A 20281-nucleotide genomic window follows, 5' to 3' on the forward strand; every position below is an offset into this window, starting at 1 on the left:
CTAACAGTTATCTTAAAAGAAAGGGAATAATAGCCCTTTGAGATTTCATGATGAGCTTTTGAGTAGTAAAAACATCTATTTTAATGGTTAATTTGTCGCCACTATTTATCTAATTGTTAGAACTATCATATTGTAACAAATTCTTACATTTGGTATTTAGGGGCAGTTTAATGCGATATCAATCTTCACCAAGTAACCATACAGAACAACTACAACAGTCAACTCAAGAACGCGCTGAACAACAACGTCTGGCTCGAAAAGAAGAGCTTAAAGTGACACAAGAAGATAATAAGCGTTGGGCTGCAAATCGAGAAAGAGTCATGGCTGAACGCAACAGTGAAAATACTGAAGTCACCTTAACTCAATTAAAAGAAAATAAGAAAAAGGGTGGGCTTAGTTCTTTGTTGTGCGCGAAACCGAGTTTTTCCAAGCTCCCAACCAAGACCGTTGCTTATTGTTGGGTTAATACAAAAGCGGAAAGTGGTGAAGACAATATTATTCCAAGCGTTGAAAAGGAGCATGGTCTATTGAACGTCATTAGTAATGCAAAAATCACCCCGAAGGTAAAGCACATTATATATGTTGATAGACGCACTAAGGGGCGAACCTGTTATGACTCACGCGTTGAGCTTCCTGATAATGTTAAGTTTGTTTCAGTTGATGAATTGCTGAGCAAGAAAAACATCGCGACGCCAGTCATTGCCAAGAAGGTGACTGAATTGTATGAGGCAAGTATCAACCATGGCAGCCCAGCTTTTGCGAAGAATATGGTCTCTTTACTTGCCCTAAATGCTGGAGATTACTTCTTCGATATTGGTGTCAGCATCAAGCCAGACGGGAATTTAGTTAAGCATCTTAATGGCGAGAGCAAATTTTCCGGCGGTGCAGTAGGTAACGGGAGTTATTTGATGGGTGGACACGATAAAGAAGATATTGAGACAGTTGTTGAGTACCTCTACGAAATGTATACCTGTGAAAGACCACCAACGGTGCATCCTAAAAAAGCAGTGGAGGTATTAGAAAACCTCGATAAATCGTTGAAGCCAGCAGATGTGATAAGTGAAGTGACAAGCAACTCGAAACTAAACGAAAAAATCACACCTGCAGACTTCGTTACTTACTCGCGTAGGATGGAGAAGGGATTCGCTGAGCGTGGTGTTAAGACTACGATGTGTGAATATGCCCGTTACACGGACGTCGTCTTTGGTAACAACATTGCCGTGCTCACGACTAAAGTGAAAACGGGCTTTAGGAGCGGAACAGATTTTGTTAATACCCATAAGATGAGCCACATTCACAAAACCAAAGTGGAAGCGCATCACGTGCCAGTTTTATAAGGTGAGCAGTTCAAAAACACAAAAGGGACTCATTTGAGTCCCTTTATATTGAAATTAGATTAGGTGTGACTGTAGGCTACAGAGTAAGGGGACGATAAGGCTTGGATTGACCATTTTTCCCCAATAAATTGGATATTTACGCCTCAACATCGTTTAGCTAAAAGTAATAAACGAATTGATAATTAGGGCGTTAGCGATATCGATAAAGAACCCACAAACTAAAGGAACGATGATAAATGCTTTATGTGCCGCGCCGTGTTGCTGTGTCACAGCGGTCATGTTGACGATTGCTGTCGCTGTCGAGCCTAGCGTGATACCACCGAAGCCTGAGCCTATCACCGCTGCTTCGTAGTCTTTTCCCATAAAACGGAATACTACCCAAATGGTAAAGGCGATGGAGAGAGCCACTTGGAAGAACATTACGGTAGCAAGGAACGTTATCGTACTTTGTAATTGCCAAAGTTGAAGTCCCATCAGTGCCATCGTCAAGAACATGCCCAAACAAATATCCGAGATAAGAGCATGACCAAGTTGAGCGTTTTTGTTTTTTTCTTTGCGTAGCAGCAGAGACTTACCGTTTCCAATCAAAATACCAGCGACGAGACAGGCAACAAACATAGGCAGTTGCAAGCCAATTGCTTCAAACCCTAGGTTAATGAAGTATCCAACGATTAGGCTCACATTGAGCATTAACCAAGCATACAAGTAACCAAAGTGATCAAGTTTAGTTTTTTCGTTGTGACAAACACCAATATCTAAGTTGTGATCTGTATTTGGAGCCAGTTTGTGTCTTTTGATCAGGTAATTAGCGATAGGCCCGCCAACTAAACACGCGGAAATTAGGCCGAGAGTATTAGCTGCAAGGCCAATCTCTGACGCACCCTCGAGTCCCATATCTGCAAAGGTTGGAGACCATGCCATTGTCGTGCCCACACCACCGATCAGTGAAATTGAGCCTGCCATCAAACCAAGTAAAGGTTCTAACCCCAGCAATGAAGCAATACTAACCCCGATGATGTTTTGCAACACAATATAGATAACGGCAAGTAAAGTGAGAACAAATAATGGCTTTCCGCCAGATATCAGCGTTTTAAAACTTGCGTTGAGACCAATCCCTGCAAAAAAGTAGAGCAGCAAGGTGTCTCTTATCGCCAAATCAAACTCGATTGTTAGATCAAATATTGAATAAACAATGGCGACGATAAGTGCACAAATAAACCCACCAATGACGGGTTCTGGAATACTGTATTTTTGCAAAACTTGAAAACGCATCGTCGCAAACTTGCCAATAAACAGCAAAACGATAGCGAGGGTAAACGAAAGAAACCCATCAATTTCTATAACTTGCATGATTCAATAACCTAATTCGTAAAGTGTTATGTGTTAGTTGCTATGTCATGTGCCGAGTCAGGGTGAAAAAGAACACTAGATAACTCGAAAATATAATCAGGGCAGGTATGTAGCCTTTCATCTTTCTCTCCTGTTCGAAGTGTTGAATCTAGTTTGCTTGAACGGATGCTAGATCGACACGAATAGGAGATATTCAATTTTGGTGAGCTCTCATCATCACCGTTCCAAATTTGAATATCTCTAACCCATAGTCATACCTACAGTTTTTCTTTTAGTGTTTACCTGTTCCCAGACTCTTTCACGAATAAGGAGTGGTATATGCGATACATCAAGAAGCTCATCTCTACATTGGCATCAATGAGTTACTACAGTGGCGGCAACGATCTCTTAGATGATCATTCGTCTGCCACTTACCTCCAGTTTGTTTCAGAGGAATCTTTGACGACTCCTCAACAGAATAATGTCCCTCGTGAATGCCAAGTTTCTGCCTGTTTAACTGGTGAAATGCAGAAGGTGGAATTGGTGAGTGCAAAAATGAATAACTCTTATCCGTCGAGTTAAATTCTCGACTCGTTAGACTGCTCAGCAAAAGGAAAGCAAATAGGGATGAATAGCGTGGATGCAACACGTGACTAATCAATTAATTCATTTGGAGATGGTTGTGAAAAACTCGAACACTTTAAAAGCTCAGAAATTACGCCCAGTAGCAATGGCGATGACCGTGGCACTTTCTGCGCTGCTCACGGGTTGTAAGTCCGAAGCGAAAGTTGAGGAGTCAAAGCCTGTTATTCGTCCCGTTTTTATTGAGGTGGTGTCGAATGTTGAAGTCGCTGACTTGTCATTCAACGGCACAATTTCTTCTGCAAGTCGTGCTGACCTGTCGTTTCGAACTAGTGGACGTGTGGTTGAAATGCTGGTTAAGGAAGGCGACCAAGTGGAAGAGGGCCAACTGGTAGCGAAATTAGATTCCGCTGATGCAGAGATTGCACTTACGACAGCACGAGTTGAGCTAAACAATGCCCGATCTGAATACCAACGAGCTAAGACGCTGTTTGAAAAACGTCAGTCAATTTCTAAAAGCCAGTTTGAAGAGCTCACGCTGCGCTTCAACTTAGCACAGAACCAGCATGCAGAAGCATTGCGCCGCCTTGATGATACTAATCTTAGAGCCCCTTTTTCGGGTGTCGTGAGTCGTACTCTCATTGATAACCATGTGTTGGTCCAAAGCAATGAAGTGATCTTGTCGATGCATGACTTATCTCAACTTGATGTCACTATTCACGTACCTGAGAGTGTCATGACACGTAATACTGAAGCGACGCAAATCTTTGCTCAGTCTCCTATTGCACCTTATGAAAAACTGTCACTGACGCTAAAAAAGTATGAGACAGAGCCAGATACTGTGACAGGAACTTATGCCGTTACGTTTGCTGTAGATTCGACAGAAGGCAGTCGCTTGCTACCAGGAATGAACGTTCAAGTTTACTCAAGTGGTGAAGATGGTGCGACAACAGCGATTCAAGTGCCACTTTCAGCTGTGGTTCCAGACAATATGGGTAACCAGTATGTCTGGGTGGTAGACGGGCAAAATACCTTGAGTAAGAGAACGGTTTTCACTGGCTCTTTAAATGGTGAGCGTGTTCAAGTTTCCAACTTGCAGTTGGGAGAGAAAGTCGTGGTTTCCGGCACTCAGAAACTTCAAGAGGGCATTGTTGTACGTCCTCAAGTAGTGGAGGCGTACTAAGATGAATATCGCGAAATACACCATAGCAAAACGCACAAGTGTGTGGGTGATGGTTGCTCTAATGCTTATTGGAGGGTACATCAGCTACTTGAAGTTGGGGCGTTTTGAAGATCCTGAGTTTGTTATTCGTCAATCGGTTATTGTGACGCCATATCTTGGTGCTACGGCTCAAGAAGTTGCTGATGAAGTGACGGATGTGATTGAGGGGGCTGCGCAATCTTTGCAAGAGGTAAAAGAAATCACCTCTGTATCGAAGCAGGGAATGTCGGAAGTCACAGTTGAAATTAAACGTGAATTTTCCAATACCGAAGCTGAGCTGCAGCAGGTGTGGGATAAGTTGAGAAGAAAGGTAAGTGATGCTCAACGTTCTTTGCCTCCTGGCGCTGCGCCATCCATTGTGAATGACGACTTTGCCGATGTATATGCTCAGTTTTATGCCGTGACTGGTGATGGCTTTACCGATAAGCAGTTGCAAGATTATGTGGACACGCTGCGCAGAGAGTTGGTGTTGGTGCCTGGCGTTTCTAAGACAGCAACGCTTGCAGAGAAGCAAGAAACGATTTTTGTCGAAATCTCAAGTGACCGCTTGGCTCAGTTTGGCGTGTCAGCTCAACAAGTCTACCAAGTATTAGAAAAGCAAAATGTCGTGACAGTCGCTGGTGCGTTGAATACAGATGGTATGCGTATTTCAGTCACTCCAAGCGCAAGCATCAGCTCATTTGAACAGTTGAAGTCATTACAAATTGGTTTGGGTGACAGTAATACGGTGATGCGTTTGCAGGATATTGCAAATGTGACACGTGGTTACGAAGAGCCTTCATCCGTTTTAATGCGCTATAACGGAGAGCGAGCAATTGGCTTGGGTATCTCAAACGTTGCAGGTGGAAATGTCGTTGAGATGGGGGATGCTGTTAAAGCACGCATTGCGGAATTAGAGGCACAGCGACCACATGGTATTGAACTTCATGAAATCTCTATTCAATCTGACTCTGTTCGCGACTCTGTAGCTGACTTCATTAACAACTTAATCGCGGCAGTGGTCATTGTATTCATCGTTCTACTGCTTTTCATGGGAGTGAGAACGGGCATCGTCATTGGTTTTGTTCTGACGCTAACGGTAGCGGGTACGTTGATCATCATGCTGATCGACGACATTGCAATGCAGCGCATCTCACTTGGCGCGCTTATCATTGCGCTCGGTATGTTGGTTGATAATGCCATTGTAGTAACGGACGGTGTAATAACTCGATTACAGAAGAATCCAAACGCTGATAAAAAATCAGTCATCAACGACATCGTTAATGAGACAAAAATGCCTTTGCTCGGCGGTACTATCGTTGGTATCTGTGCATTTAGCGCCATTGGTTTGTCTCCATCGAACATGGGTGAATACGCAGGCTCTCTATTTTGGGTCATCTTGTATTCGATGTTCCTAAGTTGGGTGTTAGCAATCACTGTAACGCCGTTACTTTGTCATGATTTTTTGAAGGTAAATAAAGATAAGCAAGACAAAGCGCCGAGCAAAGTCAGCCTTTGGTACAAATCAACATTAGAGTGGGTGCTAAACAACCAAAAAAAAGGGTTAGCGATTGTTATTTTGGTCTTTCTAGCAGGTGTGAAGATGTTCAGCTACGTTCCGCCTGGCTTTATGCCAGAATCCCAACGAGAGCAGTTTGTGATTGATGTCTTTCTTCCTCAAGGTGCAGATATTCTAACGACAGAAAGTGTCATGTTAGAAATTGAGCGTGATGTCAAAGCAAAAGAGGGTGTAACGAATACGACGACGTTCATTGGTTCTGGTGGTTTACGCTTTATGCTGACTTACTCACCAGAAGCTCAAAACACAAGCTACGCACAAATGCTGGTGGATGTGGATGATTTTAAAGTGATTGAGCCGCTTATCGAAGCGCTTCAAGTTGAACTTAATGAGCGATATGAGCAAGCGTCGGTTAATGTGTGGAAGTTTATGTTGGGGCCTGGCGGTGGCAAAAAGATTGAAGCAGCGTTTAGCGGCCCAGACAGCAATGTGTTAAGACAACTCGCAGAGCAAGCAAAGCAATTGATGGCAGAGACACCAGAATTGGTTGCTATTCAAGATGATTGGCGCCAGCAAGTACCGGTTGTGAAGCCTGTCTACGCTTCGGATCGTGCACAGCAGTTTGGTTTGACAACGCAAGAACTGAATCAAGCATTGGAGCAGTCGTTAATTGGTTCTCGAGTGGGTGTTTACCGTGAAGGGAATGATTTAGTGCCGATTGTTGTCAGAGCACCAGAAAGCGAGCGTACGCATGAGCGAAGCATCGAGAATACACAAGTATTTAGTCCAACTGCTGGTCAGTACTTACAGCTCGCACAGTTTGTCGACCGTGTGGATTTGGAGTGGCAGGACTCAATGTTACGCCGTATCGATCGCGTACCAACAATTATGGCTCAAGCTGACCCTCGCTCAGGAGTGTTAACTTCAGAAGCACTAGATGCGGTCAAAGAGAAGATTGAAAACATGCCTCTACCTGTCGGTTACCAATTCGAGTGGTTTGGTGAATATAAAGAGGCAAAAGAGGCGGATGAAGGCTTAATGATATCTGCTCCTTATGGCTTTGCAGCAATGGTGTTGGCAGTTGTATTCATGTTCAATGGTATTCGTCAGGCATTGGTTATCTGGTGTACAGTTCCGCTAGCAGTACTTGGTGTCGCTATTGGTTTGGTCGTCTTCCAAACGCCATTTGAATTTATGGCGACGCTAGGCTTCTTGAGCTTGGTCGGAATGATGGTGAAAAATGCAATCGTCTTAGTTGATCAAGCCGAGAATGAAGTCAACAACGGCAAAGCCGCGTACGACGCTATCATCGATGCCGCAATGAGCAGAGCGCGACCTGTTATTCTTGGTGCAACAACGACCATTCTTGGTGTAGCGCCATTGCTGGTAGACCCGTTTTTCAAGAGTATGGCAGTGACCATTATGTTCGGTCTTCTATTCGCAACGGTTCTGACGTTGGTGGTGATACCTCTGAACTACGCGTTGTTCTTCCGAGTAAAACCAAAAGCAACTTTGGCTCAATAACTCATCTAGATTTCACCTTAAGCCCATCATCGATGGGCTTTTTTGTGCTTGCTCGTATGGCTAACGAAAGCCTGCTATTTCATCAAATATGAATAACTGTAAAACGTGTCGATTGATGTGTCTCTTCAATAGAATCTTTGTGTAAAGGATATTTGAGGTCAATGTTTCAAGGCATTGGTAATCATCTAAGGAGGGTGAGTAATTAAAGAGTGCCTCTTGCACTCTAGCAAAATGAAAAGAGTGAAAGATGAAGCATAAATTTGTATTACCTCTACTTTTTACGGTTCCATTATCGATAGCAAGTGAACTCGAGTATTCTGCAATTGAGAAAGAAGAAAGCTGGGGAGTTGGGATTGGTGTCAGAAGCGCCTCTATGCCTTTTAAAACAGATGGAAACACAGTTAACGACGTGATGCCATTGTTATTCTACAAAGGTGACAACTTCTATCTCGATGGCGCATCGGGAGGCTACCACTTGTATCAAAGTCCCGATTTTAGCATTGGACTGGCTGCTCAAATGCGCTTTTTTGATATCCCTCGATACGCGCAGAACGAGATTCAAGGATCGCAGATCGATTTTGGGGCGAAAGCCATATGGCATTACTCTCCGAAAGTTGACGTTAGTCTGGAGGTGCTCAGCGACAATGATGGTCGTGTGTACTCGAACCTGACAGGCGATTACCAATTAGAGGGGAAAGGGTGGGAAGCTTCTCTTTACGCTTCATTGAAAGCGAAATCATCACGGTTTAATAACACTTACTATGGTCTTCAAATTGATGATATTGGTTCCGGTGTTGATAGCAAGGTTGGCGTCAAAGGCCGTACCCAGATCTACCAAAACCTTTATGCGGTTGGTCACTTTGGCGCTACCTTTTTTGACCACGATACTTACTCTAGCCAGACCATAGACTCGCATACTCAATGGGAAGGCTACTTGGGGTTAGCGATGTTTGGTAGCTCGATAAGCTCTTCGCAGACAGAGCTGCCCGACGGGGCATATGTTCGTTTAGCTAGCGGGCTAGCGACACAATCTGGTCCAACTGAGATATTCATGTTCGATAACGACACGGACCCAGATAGAAATACCATGACGTCGGTCTTTTATGGACACCCTTTAGCAGGCACAGTATTTGGTCTCCCTCTCGATTTCTATTTAACGCCAGGCTACGTTTACCATCATAACTCAGATACCCAGAGTTCTTTCGATGAATATGTCTTGGCAATCAAGGCTTACTACACGTTTGATTGGGCGGTTAGAACTCGATTAGGTTTTGCTGAAGGCATTTCTTACAGTACCAAAATTAGCCACATTGAGAACAAAAATTTAAATGATAAAGGCTATGAGCCAAGTAAGTTGATGAACTATTTAGACTTCAGTGCAGATGTAAATATGGGAGATTTATTAAACAAGAACTCCCTAAGCAATTTGTGGTTGGGTTATAGCTTACATCACCGCTCTGGTATTTTTACTAGTACATCTGCTTTTGGAAGAATCAAAGGGGGAAGTGACTATAACTCACTCTACTTACAGTGGCACTTCTAAGCCTGTTTATTATTTAAAACCGCCAATCCGGCGGTTTTTTTCTACCTATTATCCAGCCTGCTTTCGTCAACTTGGCTGAGAAAAGTTCGATAAACAACTAAGCTAACAATACTTTATGATATGTTGTAAGCAAGATCGACATAGACAATGGATAGAAAAGCGTCATGGATAAGAACCTTGAAAGTCTAGATTTGAACTTACTACGGCTGCTAAAAGTGGTAGTAGAAACTCGGAATACTTCTGTTGCAGCAGAGAAATTAGGTATATCTCAAACCAGCGTAAGCCGCGGAATGGCAAAGCTTAGAGAAACATTTGGCGATCAACTTTTTATTAGAAAGGCACATGGAGTAGAGCCTTCTGAGCTAGCGGAAAAGCTGGCAGAAGCAGCAGAACACATGCTTACCCCGTTTACCCAAGTGCTTGAAGCCTATCAAGAGTTCGACCCTGAAGAGTTCGAGGGAAGCGTTGTTATTGCTGTCGAATTAACATTGCTCGACGTCTTCGGCAGAGGATTGTTTCAATCACTCTCCAAAGCACTACCGAAAGCTAAGTTTAAAATTACTTACTGGCAGCAGAACTCATTGCAAGAGCTTTTGGATCGTGACATCGACTATATGTTGCATTACACCTTGTTCCCACTTCCTCAAGATATCTATGTTCATCACTTGTCAGATATTGTTGTTAATTTGGTTGCCAGAAAAGATCATCCCATACTCAGCAAAACGTCGGATTGGGATGAGGTGAAAACTATTCCTCGCGTTAAATACGCGTCGGACTCAACTATCGCGAAACACGATATGTACGATGAGTTATTTCTTGCTCAGGGGGTAGAGCCGAACATTACTTTGATCAGTCACAGTGTTCCAGTGATGGTCGACAAACTTGTTCACTCAGACGCTATGGCATTTAGTAGCAGTTATCTTCTTATGCATGATGAAAGGCTTGCGTGTTACCCGTTGCCAAAAATGCCCGAGCGGATTAAAACGGTGAGCGTCTCTGGTGGATATTTACAATCGAAAAGAGGCTATCCGCTTAACCAACATATACATCAAGCGATACAAGATTTTTTTAACTCTATTGTTCAGCCAGAAAATCAATAATCAGATTTTTAGTCAGATGATAAAAAGCCTCTATCGTATTACCAATAGAGGCTTTTCTAATTATAGAAGGCTTAAAATTTGTAGCTAAGACCTACTGTCGCCAAATATTCTTCATTCTTATAAAAGTCAATATTTGAATCATTGTAATTTATTCCTGCGAAAGAAACTAAATTCCAATTGTTCAGTCCTGCAATATTTGCATATTCGTATGCAACAAATAATTTATGTCGATTATCTGAACGTGTTTTACCGTAGAGAGAGTTGTGACCATCATAATCACGATATCCATAACTACCTGTTAGAGCCAAAGTGTGTGCATTGTGAGTTAAGAAGTAAGTCATTTCTATTTCATATTGGTCATAAGTTTCTGCTTTACCATCCGCATCATTATGAAGATATCCTAAGCTCGTGCTTAACCCCATGTTTGGGGCAATATGAGTTAAGTAACTGCCTTTCACGTAATACATGTCACTATCACGCAATAGTTCAGACTGTTGAATGCGTTCTTGATCTACTTCTGTTGTTGCATACGCCATGTCGACAGAGAATCCTGAGCCCGCAATATTGCTCACTTTTAGGCGATATGCGTGACCGTCAATGTCAGTTTCGCTACGACGTCCCTCTAGGTATGGATCTTTCCATACCTCGCCAGATAATACTGTTGGCAGGTACGCAACATCAATTTGAGTTCCGTTTTTCATGTCATACTGATAGCCAAGCTCGAAAGCAAGATCGCCGACAGCTAAGTCATCACGAGATGTACCCAAGTAAATACGTTGATTTCGATCTGAGCCAAGATCATAAGCTAAGGTACCTAGCGGTATTGCCACAAAGTCATCATTGTGTGAGCCTTTTTTTGTACGATCTTTTAGCAAAGCATCACTTTCTGTACTGAGATTTGAATTCGTCGACATATATCCAGTAGCAAAAATTATTTCACCACTAAATCGTGAAGAATCCAACGCAAATGCACTACTTGCAAATGAAGATAAAATTGCGATTGATAGAATGCTTTTTTTGTTCATGTTTGTATCTCTCTTTAAATATGTTAATTCCCTTATGTTTCATTTCATCCGTTTGACCTGAGAGATAATATATTTATTTTTGATTATTTATATGGGTAACAGTTATTCAAAATTGTCCGTAAAAATTCAAACCTGAATATCTCTTATTCATATTAATTTCGCTCGATTGAGTATAGCGTTAATACATAAATTTATATGTAGGAATAACGATGAAATCAAATTCTGTTCTAGAAGAACAACATTACCAAACAACGATTTACCTTAATGACAGGCCATATAAGGTGATGGATGTGGGAGAAGGGGAGTGTACTATAACCATTGTTAGTAACATAGAAGACTACATCGTAACAATAACCCGATTTTCTCCTAATCAGAGGAGCATTATTGTTGATGTATCTGAAGCTTTAAACAGTGAGAACCAAGATACGGAAACGTTAGAGAAAGTAATAGCGAACGATCTTCATCTGTTGTTTGATGTATTTTGGTTAGAAGAGGTTAAAATTTACTCAGATGTCAGTAATCTTAATATGAGTGCTATATATAACGTCGTCAGAATAAGAAACTACTCTCGATCGTTACTGAGTTTTTCACAACAGCTCGAACATAAGCAATTACATTCATTAAAGTGAATGCGATGTGTTCCGCTCGTAGATAAAATCGACAAACAAAAACGCCCACGCTTGTTCAGCAGAGTGGGCGTTTATCTTTTCTAATTCACAATCTGTTATTGTTTCACCGCTTCCGTTTCCAATATTGATGCTTGAGCCCCTTTATATTGAAATTAGATTGCGGGCTTTAGGTTAGAGGTTAAAGCTATTTTACTTCGTATCTCAGTAGAACTTCATTGTCCAATACAACGTTTGTTGACCAAATGAAACTTGCTCCAGCCCCACTGAATTTCTCGATGAAGTTCATATAAGATTTTTTGTTGTTGCAAGACCTTGGGTAATGCTAGCTGAACCTTTGTAATCATCGAGGCTTCAAAGTTGTCTAGGAGGTAAACTCATACGCAATTCAATCATTCATTTTTGAATGAATAAGAATCAAACCTGTCTATTTTTGAACTCTATTGTGTTTCTTAAAATAGCGCCATCAACTTGCTAACACATAATGAAGGTTTCCTATGAGCACATCACAACTAATTCTTGAGTTATCTCTTATCGGCACAATGCTACTCGTTACGGGTGTTTTTTTGGTCCGTAGCTATGACAAAACCGATAACGTAGGAACAAAAGTTCAAAAGATCCTAACGGGCCTTCTTGGTGCTTTTATGGTGATGGCGGGAACCGTAAAATTCTTTGACCCGTTTACGACCATGTTTGCAAACCAAATCGCACTGAGTGAACTGCCTTTCCCGACTCTGTCTCGATGGATGGGCCAATTAGGTGAGATTTTTGCAGGCTTACTGCTACTGGCGGTGATGATTGGTAACAAGGCACTCGCGGCACCGATTAAAGATAGAGCGATGCAATTATCAACGCTATTAACGACCGCAATTATGATTGTCGCGGTGTATGTTCACCTATTGCCAAGTGTGCCGGCAGAAGTGCTACCGCTTCAGTCTAAACCACCTGTAATGACTCTGATTATTCTTGGGTTAGCTTGGTTAAATGCATTCCTATATTTTCGTAAAAAGTAATCGTTAAAGTCACATAATAAACGCCAGATTAGTTCGTCTAGTCTGGCGCATTTCATTTATAAATAGGCATTTCATAAATACAATAACTACGAGTTTCGCTCTGAGTGAATCGAAGCCAGAAACTCCGCCGATTGCCCAAATCGTTCAAAAATCATATCCCTAAAGGCAACCACTCTGGTCGCTATCAGCTTTCTGTCTGCCCACACCAAGAATGCTTTACCTGTTGGGTATTCAACATCTGGTAATACCTCGATTAACTCTTTGCTTTGTGCATGCTTTTCAAAGGCTGCTCTTGGCATCATGCAGATCCCAGCTCCTGCTATTGTCGCATCAATATTTAAACGCAGACTGCTGATTGAGTAACGAGGCTGATAGGGGATACGGATCGCCTTGCCATCTTCTTTTAGCTCCCAATATGGCAAGTTATTACCTGAGAGTAGCTGATGGTTCATCAACTCTTCTGCTCGTTTTGGCTGACCATGTTTTTCAATATAGCTGCGTGATGCGGCTAACATTAATGGTGATTCAAACAACTGACGCTGTATTAAATGATTGGCGTGAGGTGGGGTCGTCACAATCGCAAGGTCAATCTGCTCATCAAAGAAACGCTCTGTGCCTGCGCTAAATTGAATGGTGACGGAGACCTCTGGGTGAAGCTGCATAAACTCAATCGCCATCTTTTGCAGGAAATTATCAGCAAATGGCTCAGGGCAAGAGACTCGGATTTCACCCGTTAATACTGGCTGACTATTCGAAAGCTGCGTCCATTCATCATTCAGCTGAATAAATAGGGCAGCGAAGCGCTGGTAATATTCGTCGCCAGCTGTCGTGAGCTGGAACTGTTTTGCATTCCGGTGTACCAGTTTTTCACCCAGTTTATCCTCAAGACTTGCCACCGCCCTTGATAACGTTGGGGCTGAAACGTGTGTTTTAAGGCTCGCTGCTGCAAAGCCTCCGCACTCGACAGATTGGCAAAACAGATAGAGATTGGAGATGTCTTTTGCTTTCATAATTGATTGCTCTTGAGGATTGCACTCTGAGTTAATCATTCAAATATGAAAGATTCAAGTTCAATGTTGTCTATTTTTGATTGTGATGGGCGGGGCTAATATGACCCCATCAGTTAGCCAATCGAAGTCAGGCATAAGAGAGTCAATCATGAAAAAGTTTTCACGTAAGTTCCAATACCCACTAATGGTTTCTATGGTTTTACCTACTATGCTTCTCAGCATGCCAGCCATCATGGTAGCGAAAACACTGCCAGAGCAAGGCGTATTCTTTGATGCATGGTTAAACGCAGTTTCACAAATGGTGCCATCTGCACTGTTAGTTTTAGCCCTTGTAGCCCCAGCGGTTCGTCTGTTCGTAACTAAAGTTCTACTAGAGCCAGAAGTAAAATAATAATACCCGTCATACTTGAAGCTGCAGCTTTGTTAACTGCACAAGCTCACCCTAATCACATAGAACATTATGCTCATAGGGATGAACTAGCTTGTTGCCGCGCTGCAACTCCAATTATTTAGGCTATAAGTCAGTAATAGAGAATAGGAAAGAGAAAATGAGCGAATTTAAACTACACACTGTTGAGTCAGCACCAGAAAAAAGCAAAGCAATCCTTGAAGGTGCACAAAAGCAAATGGGTATGATTCCTGGTCTTTACGCAGTAATGGCTGAGTCTCCTCAAATCCTAACAGCGTACACGCTACTGCATCAGCAATTCACCAACACATCGTTCGACGCTGAAGAGCTAACAGTTGTGTGGCAAACCATCAATGTTGAACACGAGTGTCACTACTGCGTCCCTGCACACACTGGGATCGCGCACTCAATGAAGGTTGATCCGGCATTGACTGAAGCACTGCGTAACGATGAAGCAATGCCAACGGAAAAGCTTCAAGCACTAAAAGACTTCACTCTTGCTGTAGTTCGTGAGCGTGGCAATGTATCAGAAGAAGACCTAGCTGCATTCTTCGAGGCAGGTTACGGTCAGCAGCAGGTTCTAGAAGTGATCCTTGGTCTATCGCAAAAAGTGATCAGTAACTACGTAAACCACGTAGCTCACACGCCAGTAGACAAAGTATTTGAAAAGTTTGCTTGGTCTAAAAAGTAATCTAACAATCTAAAGAATATTGAGCGGGCTATAAGCTCGCTCTTTTTTTGCCAAAACTAACGTTTTTATAGTGTTTGTCACGTAAGTATTGGCATCTATTTATATGGACTTTTTTTGAGTCAACAGACTCAAATGTATCCCATAATAACGACAATAGCCGATAATATTGCTGCCAATAAACAACAACTCCATCAGTACAGCGGTAGGAGAACCTGCGAGGTAGTTGTGTATTAGCCAGAGCAAAGTTCCTACAATCATTAATTGACGTAAGCGTTGATCACTTTTGCAAAATGCAGCTGTGGTCTGAAATAGCGTTCCGCCAAAACTAAGCAAATTGATTAGGTCAACAAAGGTTACCACAGTGATCATTAAGGCAGAGGTTAAATAAAGAAACATCCACCTTTTCGATGTAGTAAAGATACTAGTGAAATAGCGGATGCTCGCAAGTAACATTAAGCTTGCGGCGGTCCATTGCTCTAGTAGAACAAAGTGGGTGCTAATCAAGATACCGGATGCACATAAGCAACAAACAATTTTTTGTCTTTTTTTAAATTGAAATGATATCAGATCGAATACGATGGCGATTGCTATCAACACTTGGGACCAAAGAAATGCCGACATGCTTCCCTCCTACAAAATTTAGAATAAATATGGAGGTGGGATTATGCGTAGATGTTCCGAAGTAGGAATTAACTAAAGTTAATTTCTACCTTTTATATTTAGCTTTTTATTCTGGCTTTCAATCTCGATAGGCTGACAGGGCTAATACCGATATAGCTGGCTATCTGAATGTTATTAAGTTTGGCTAACCAATGTGGCCAATACTGCAGTAAGTGCCGATACCTTTGCTCAGGCGTGTGGAGTAACAGCAGGGCTTCTTTCTGCTCCTTAAAAATTAACTGTTGTTGTAACAGTGTGACTTTGGCTTGTGAGAACGAAGGCAATGCCAGTAAATCCAGGGGGATCCTTATTACTTCTGCAGCTGTAATAGCTTCAATTTGATATTGGGCAGGCATTCCCTGCAACCAACTTGAATAGAGGAAGCATAGCTCATCTTTAAAATAAAACTCTTTGCATCGCTCAAGACCGTTCTCACCGTAATGACAAGCTCTAAGTATTCCGGACATGATAAAAAAGCCATAGTCTTGCTGGGAACCCTGTGCGAGCAAGATATCTGATGGGTTTAGTGAGAGCAATTTAAACTGAGTTGACAGGGGTTTAACCGTTTGAGGTGGAACACCCATATCAGAGAAATAGTCAATCACCTTAGTGAACTTACCCAACATAAAAACAGGTTCCATATTTGCTTTATTTCACCAAGACTAACACATTTAATCACTAGAAATATCCCGGGTATTATTGATTATCGGTGCATTTCAGTGGTGAAGCGAAGATGACCACTTGCAAAGACGTTTTCAATACAAAGCCTCATCTGGAGGGATACAAATTGAACTCGCTTTCTAAATCGCGTTGCCCGAAAACATGCCAGAATGAAGAGAAGCTAAGCGTTTAGCTATCTCAGTTCTACAAACAAAAACGCCCACACTTATTCAAAAGTATGGGCGTTTATCTTTTTAATCCAAAAAACCGCAATTACTTCACTGCTTCCACTTCCAACATCGACGCTTGAATCGCAGACAAGTTTTGTTTTACATAGCTAGTAAGTTGTAGCCATGCAAACAAACCTGCTAGAACGTTAGCAATTGTCGCTGCGATGACGATTGTAAAAATGTCACCCTGTAACGAACCGATGGCAATCGCTGGGATGTACAGAACCACCAATCTCACAAAGCAAACAAAAAGTGCGGTTTTAGGTTTACCTAATGCGTTGAAGATGGAAGTGACAACCATACACAAACCTAAAGGGCCGTAGCTAAACGGAATCACCCAAAGCGCTAGCTTTAACCAGTCTTGCATTGTGTTGTCCGCCGATAGTAGAGGAACAACAATTGGTAAACTCATCACCAACAAAGTTGCGATGGCCAAGTGGAACAAAATAACAAAGCGAGAAGCCGATTGAACGAGCGCTTGGATTGAATCAAAACGTTCGGCACCGAGTTCACGGCCAATCATCGGTGGCAATGACATGGTGAGTGCCAGCGTGAAGATCAGCAAGAAGCTTTCCACTCGGTTTAATAAGCTCCAAAATGCGATTTCGTTAGTACCAAGATGAGCGATGAACATAACCGTCACGAAAGCACTAACGGACGGTAAAATCTGATTCATCATGGTTGGAATCGTGGTTTTGATCAGTAGCGCGACATCGTCTTTGCTAGCTAGAGCCGAAGAAAAAGGCGCGAACCATTGTCGGCCTTTGGCTTTCTTCATCATGTAACCCGCGCTGATGGCAAAGCCAAGCATCGATGCCAATGCAGCACCCGCAATTCCCATGTTTAGAACGAACATAAAGATCGGATCGAGCACGAGGTTGATAAGGCTTGCGATAACAAAGACAGAGCCCGTGACTTTAGTATCACCATTCGCACGGTAAACACAGGTCATTAAATACAGCACGGCACTGGATAGTGCGCTTAACAACCATAGGCCCCAGAACTGACCAAATAACGTTTCGAGCTGCTGATATTGTGCGCCGCTGTCTTTCACCGAGACAAATGCAGAAAATACACTTTGCTCCATCAACCACAACGCAAATCCAATGAGAGCGATAAAAGCGCTACCGACCAGTAACGCAAGTGAAGCGGTGTTTGTTGCGCGTTGCGTATTATTTGCACCAAAAGCATGTGAGATGATCGACGTTGCTGCGACACCAATGCCGACTTGAATGCCAATAAAGCCAGCCTGAAACGGCATCGTGATACCTTGCACAGTAAGCTCGTTCACGCCAAGCATGCCGATAAACACCGCGTCGATAAGTTGTACTGACATGATCGCAAAAAGGCCGACAGTCAGCGGCAGTGTTTTTTCGAGAACGGATTTTAAGGTCGAGGAAATCGCTATCATCACAAGGCTCTTGATTCGAAAGTTCGGGAACAGTGCCAGTATAGAGTTGCGATTGTTAATGATAAGAGGGCTAATCCCTAAATCAGTTTTTAGATTTGGTTAATAATGAACTAAAAAGAGGCAGTATGAGTGCAACTCTGCTGGGCAAAAAGCTTAACTTGAATGCGTGTCTCTTTTTGTTTTTTATGAAATAAATTTGTTTTTGCTACGGTCTGTTTAAATCAACGTATTACCAGTTCGCTATTTACTAAAGTATGAACACATTCGGGGAAGATTATGTGGATTAAGAAGAATCATCGCTGGGCTTTATCTGAAAACGAAGCGACGCCAGAGTCCGTCTATAAAGAGCGTCGAGAGATATTGAAAAAGCTTGGCATTGCGGTTGTCGGTATGCCGCTCGCTGCGAATGCACAAGCGGGCATTTTGGACATCTTCTCGTCAAAGGAAAAGCCAGTCTCAGACAATCGAATTGACCTTAGCGCGGCGAAGCCACAACAGTACCAAGCGGATCTTTCTCTTACTCCTGAAAGTAAGATTCTGAAATACAATAACTTCTATGAGTTTGGTACCGATAAGTCTGATCCCGCGAGAAACTCTTCTGAGTTTGTGTCTGACCCATGGACGGTTGAGATCGATGGTTTGGTGAATAACCCAATTAAGCTCGACTACGATGACATCTTTAAAAAGTTCACACTTGAAGAGCGAATCTACCGCTTACGTTGTGTGGAAGCGTGGTCAATGAACATTCCGTGGATTGGTTTTCCTTTAGCGGACATCATCAAAATGGCGGACCCAAAAAGTAGCGCGAAATACGTTGCTTTTGAAACTCTCTACGATCCGAAACAGTTCCCAGCCCAAGGCTCGTTCAGCAGTATTGAATATCCTTACGTCGAAGGGCTTCGTCTTGATGAGGCAATGAACCCGCTCGCGCTGATTTCTGTGGGTTTGTATGGAAAGACGCTTGCACCACAAAACGGTGCGCCGCTTCGCTTAGTTGTGCCTTGGAAATACGGTTTCAAAAGCATCAAGTCTATTGTTCGAATTCGTTTAACCGACCGAGAGCCGCCAACAACGTGGAATCGTTTAGCACCGAATGAATACGGTTTTTACGCTAATGTGAACCCAAATGTTGATCACCCACGTTGGAGCCAAGCAAGCGAGCGTTTCATCGGAGAGGGCAGTGTGCTCAGCACTCGTAGACAGCCAACATTGATGTTCAACGGCTACGAGGAAGAGGTGGCGCATCTCTATAAGAATATGGATCTGAGGAAGTTCTATTGAGAAAGCTGACGCCAAAACACATCATTGCGCTTAAAATCCTGATCCACCTTGTTTCTCTCGGTTTCTTAGGTCTGCTGGTTATTGCGATTAATACCGACAACTTAGGTGGTGACCCTGTTCAAGGGATTATCCATTACACGGGTATTAGCGCGCTGAATACGCTGTTTATTACCTTGTTAGTTTCTCCGCTTGCGCGTTGGACCAAGCAGGGTTTGTTAGTTCGAGTTAGGAGACTACTCGGGCTCTACAGCTTTTTCTGGGCAGTGCTTCATTTGGTTGCGTTTGCTGTGCTTGATTTAGGGTTAGATTGGAGTTTACTTGCCTCTGAAATCGTCAAACGCCCTTATTTGACCGTTGGTGCAGCAGTGTGGGTCATATTATTACTTCTGGCGGTGACTTCGACTCAATCCATACAACGTAAAATGGGCCCTAAATGGCAAAAGCTGCATAACTGGGTTTACTTAGCGGCGATATTGGCACCGATTCATTTCTATTGGTCGGTGAAGTCAGAGGTCGCAGAGCCAACGATTTATATCTTAATCGCCATTGGTTTGTTGTTGGTGCGCTGGAAGACATTGAAACAGCGAGTGTTTCGAAAAATGTTATCCAGTTGATACGCTGTTAGACTAATTGCGATAAATGAATCAACAGACAAAAAGGGGCTACGTGAGCCCCTTTCTTAATTGGATAAAAAGCTGCTAACCCAAGCTTTCCGTTGCTGTTGGCTCACCACGCTTCCACACCTTTCGTTCGCTCTCGCCAATGACCTTAGGCTAGTTCTATCAAATCCCACCACAACGCTCATACCATTAGCCCGAACCCTACGACTAATGTCTAACTACCTGAGACTATTTGTATTTTTTCGTTTGGTATAAGGTACTAGCAACTGAATTTTAAGAGTTCATAAAGATCAGTCATCGAGTTCTTGTAATACCAATCACAGTAAATAAGTGATCAGAAATAGCGTAGGGAAAATGCTTGAGAACAAGGCGCAATTTTTCGATAAGTAGTTATTCTACAATCAAAAATTGCAACGCAGTTATCGAGTATTTTAACAAGCTAGAATAACCAGTTATTTACTACGATTGGTATAACAGAGAATTTATAGACAACGACTCGCTTAATCTTCG

At 42.6% G+C, this 20281-nt stretch carries 18 protein-coding genes; 12 read left to right on the top strand and 6 right to left on the bottom strand.

The genetic code is table 11. The features are described 5' to 3' along the window. Positions 1-170: 170 nt before the first annotated feature. A complete protein-coding gene (locus L1076_RS17255; RefSeq protein WP_045407013.1) occupies positions 171-1337 on the top strand; it encodes a hypothetical protein in 1167 nt (388 codons plus the stop codon). 153 nt (positions 1338-1490) lie between these two features. Here the strand turns inward: L1076_RS17255 and gltS are convergent, their stop codons facing one another. Continuing rightward, a complete protein-coding gene (gene gltS, locus L1076_RS17260) occupies positions 1491-2687 on the bottom strand; it encodes a sodium/glutamate symporter (RefSeq protein ID WP_237304132.1) in 1197 nt (398 codons plus the stop codon). A 318-nt stretch (positions 2688-3005) separates the two neighbouring features. Between gltS and L1076_RS17265 the strand changes: the two genes are divergently transcribed. The 5 genes from L1076_RS17265 (at position 3006) to L1076_RS17285 (ending at position 10135) form a co-directional block, all read left to right on the top strand. After that, positions 3006-3248, top strand: coding sequence for a hypothetical protein (locus L1076_RS17265; RefSeq protein WP_199437850.1), 243 nt, complete (start codon positions 3006-3008; stop codon positions 3246-3248). A gap of 100 nt (positions 3249-3348) precedes the next feature. Beyond that, a complete protein-coding gene (locus L1076_RS17270) occupies positions 3349-4431 on the top strand; it encodes an efflux RND transporter periplasmic adaptor subunit (RefSeq protein ID WP_237304133.1) in 1083 nt (360 codons plus the stop codon). Between the two features lies 1 nt (position 4432). After that, a complete protein-coding gene (locus tag L1076_RS17275) occupies positions 4433-7492 on the top strand; it encodes an efflux RND transporter permease subunit (RefSeq protein ID WP_237304134.1) in 3060 nt (1019 codons plus the stop codon). Between the two features lie 247 nt (positions 7493-7739). Then, positions 7740-9035 (top strand): MipA/OmpV family protein, encoded by a 1296-nt coding sequence (locus L1076_RS17280; protein WP_237304135.1) that lies wholly within the window; start codon positions 7740-7742, stop codon positions 9033-9035. A 164-nt stretch (positions 9036-9199) separates the two neighbouring features. Beyond that, positions 9200-10135, top strand: a complete 936-nt coding sequence (locus L1076_RS17285; protein ID WP_237304136.1) for a LysR family transcriptional regulator — start codon at positions 9200-9202, stop codon at positions 10133-10135. A gap of 71 nt (positions 10136-10206) precedes the next feature. Here L1076_RS17285 and L1076_RS17290 read toward each other — a convergent pair whose 3' ends face one another. After that, complete coding sequence (locus L1076_RS17290) at positions 10207-11160, bottom strand: DUF2860 family protein (RefSeq protein ID WP_237304137.1); 954 nt, start codon at positions 11158-11160, stop codon at positions 10207-10209. 209 nt (positions 11161-11369) lie between these two features. On the opposite strand from L1076_RS17290, the gene L1076_RS17295 reads away from it, so the two are divergent. Both L1076_RS17295 and L1076_RS17300 read left to right on the top strand, forming a co-directional pair. Further along, positions 11370-11789: a hypothetical protein gene (locus L1076_RS17295; protein WP_237304138.1), complete on the top strand. Its 420-nt coding sequence runs from the start codon at positions 11370-11372 to the stop codon at positions 11787-11789. A 494-nt stretch (positions 11790-12283) separates the two neighbouring features. Then, positions 12284-12799, top strand: coding sequence for a hypothetical protein (locus L1076_RS17300; protein ID WP_054756019.1), 516 nt, complete (start codon positions 12284-12286; stop codon positions 12797-12799). An 86-nt stretch (positions 12800-12885) separates the two neighbouring features. On the opposite strand, the gene L1076_RS17305 is transcribed toward L1076_RS17300, so the two are convergent. Next, positions 12886-13809, bottom strand: a complete 924-nt coding sequence (locus tag L1076_RS17305; protein WP_237304139.1) for a LysR family transcriptional regulator — start codon at positions 13807-13809, stop codon at positions 12886-12888. A gap of 148 nt (positions 13810-13957) precedes the next feature. Here L1076_RS17305 and L1076_RS17310 point away from each other — a divergent pair, with 148 nt between their 5' ends. Together L1076_RS17310 and L1076_RS17315 are read left to right on the top strand one after the other, a co-directional pair. Continuing rightward, the gene (locus L1076_RS17310) at positions 13958-14200 is read left to right on the top strand and encodes a DUF2798 domain-containing protein (protein ID WP_237304140.1); all 243 of its coding nucleotides are present in this window, start codon (positions 13958-13960) and stop codon (positions 14198-14200) included. 157 nt (positions 14201-14357) lie between these two features. Beyond that, positions 14358-14909, top strand: a complete 552-nt coding sequence (locus L1076_RS17315; RefSeq protein ID WP_237304141.1) for a carboxymuconolactone decarboxylase family protein — start codon at positions 14358-14360, stop codon at positions 14907-14909. Positions 14910-15008: 99 nt separating this feature from the next. Here the strand turns inward: L1076_RS17315 and L1076_RS17320 are convergent, their stop codons facing one another. From L1076_RS17320 to L1076_RS17330, 3 genes are all read right to left on the bottom strand, one after another. After that, positions 15009-15530 carry a YgjV family protein gene (locus tag L1076_RS17320; protein ID WP_039985457.1) on the bottom strand — a complete coding sequence of 174 codons (522 nt, stop codon included), beginning with the start codon at positions 15528-15530 and terminating at the stop codon, positions 15009-15011. A 98-nt stretch (positions 15531-15628) separates the two neighbouring features. Beyond that, a complete protein-coding gene (locus L1076_RS17325; protein WP_237304142.1) occupies positions 15629-16195 on the bottom strand; it encodes a Crp/Fnr family transcriptional regulator in 567 nt (188 codons plus the stop codon). 307 nt (positions 16196-16502) lie between these two features. Beyond that, the gene (locus L1076_RS17330) at positions 16503-17870 is read right to left on the bottom strand and encodes an MATE family efflux transporter (RefSeq protein WP_237304143.1); all 1368 of its coding nucleotides are present in this window, start codon (positions 17868-17870) and stop codon (positions 16503-16505) included. A gap of 276 nt (positions 17871-18146) precedes the next feature. On the opposite strand from L1076_RS17330, the gene msrP reads away from it, so the two are divergent. Together msrP and msrQ are read left to right on the top strand one after the other, a co-directional pair. Further along, positions 18147-19151 carry a protein-methionine-sulfoxide reductase catalytic subunit MsrP gene (gene msrP, locus L1076_RS17335; RefSeq protein ID WP_038878604.1) on the top strand — a complete coding sequence of 335 codons (1005 nt, stop codon included), beginning with the start codon at positions 18147-18149 and terminating at the stop codon, positions 19149-19151. Continuing rightward, positions 19148-19765: a protein-methionine-sulfoxide reductase heme-binding subunit MsrQ gene (gene msrQ, locus L1076_RS17340; RefSeq protein WP_237304144.1), complete on the top strand. Its 618-nt coding sequence runs from the start codon at positions 19148-19150 to the stop codon at positions 19763-19765. Before msrP ends, msrQ begins: the two co-directional genes overlap by 4 nt. Positions 19766-20281: the final 516 nt, after the last annotated feature.

This window comes from Vibrio sp. MMG023 (assembly GCF_021654215.1).
In the GTDB taxonomy this organism is placed as follows: domain Bacteria; phylum Pseudomonadota; class Gammaproteobacteria; order Enterobacterales; family Vibrionaceae; genus Vibrio; species Vibrio jasicida.

Bases quoted from the DNA above. Each gene is read 5' to 3' on its own strand.
- L1076_RS17255 (WP_045407013.1), top strand. From the start codon at position 171: ATGCGATATCAATCTTCACCAAGTAACCATACAGAACAACTACAACAG.
- L1076_RS17325 (WP_237304142.1), bottom strand. From the start codon at position 16,195: ATGTTGGGTAAGTTCACTAAGGTGATTGACTATTTCTCTGATATGGGT.
- L1076_RS17300 (WP_054756019.1), top strand. From the start codon at position 12,284: ATGAGCACATCACAACTAATTCTTGAGTTATCTCTTATCGGCACAATG.
- L1076_RS17315 (WP_237304141.1), top strand. From the start codon at position 14,358: ATGAGCGAATTTAAACTACACACTGTTGAGTCAGCACCAGAAAAAAGC.
- L1076_RS17310 (WP_237304140.1), top strand. From the start codon at position 13,958: ATGAAAAAGTTTTCACGTAAGTTCCAATACCCACTAATGGTTTCTATG.
- L1076_RS17305 (WP_237304139.1), bottom strand. From the start codon at position 13,809: ATGAAAGCAAAAGACATCTCCAATCTCTATCTGTTTTGCCAATCTGTC.
- L1076_RS17295 (WP_237304138.1), top strand. From the start codon at position 11,370: ATGAAATCAAATTCTGTTCTAGAAGAACAACATTACCAAACAACGATT.
- L1076_RS17275 (WP_237304134.1), top strand. From the start codon at position 4,433: ATGAATATCGCGAAATACACCATAGCAAAACGCACAAGTGTGTGGGTG.
- gltS (WP_237304132.1), bottom strand. From the start codon at position 2,687: ATGCAAGTTATAGAAATTGATGGGTTTCTTTCGTTTACCCTCGCTATC.
- L1076_RS17290 (WP_237304137.1), bottom strand. From the start codon at position 11,160: ATGAACAAAAAAAGCATTCTATCAATCGCAATTTTATCTTCATTTGCA.
- msrP (WP_038878604.1), top strand. From the start codon at position 18,147: ATGTGGATTAAGAAGAATCATCGCTGGGCTTTATCTGAAAACGAAGCG.
- L1076_RS17265 (WP_199437850.1), top strand. From the start codon at position 3,006: ATGCGATACATCAAGAAGCTCATCTCTACATTGGCATCAATGAGTTAC.
- L1076_RS17320 (WP_039985457.1), bottom strand. From the start codon at position 15,530: ATGTCGGCATTTCTTTGGTCCCAAGTGTTGATAGCAATCGCCATCGTA.
- L1076_RS17330 (WP_237304143.1), bottom strand. From the start codon at position 17,870: ATGATAGCGATTTCCTCGACCTTAAAATCCGTTCTCGAAAAAACACTG.
- L1076_RS17280 (WP_237304135.1), top strand. From the start codon at position 7,740: ATGAAGCATAAATTTGTATTACCTCTACTTTTTACGGTTCCATTATCG.
- L1076_RS17285 (WP_237304136.1), top strand. From the start codon at position 9,200: ATGGATAAGAACCTTGAAAGTCTAGATTTGAACTTACTACGGCTGCTA.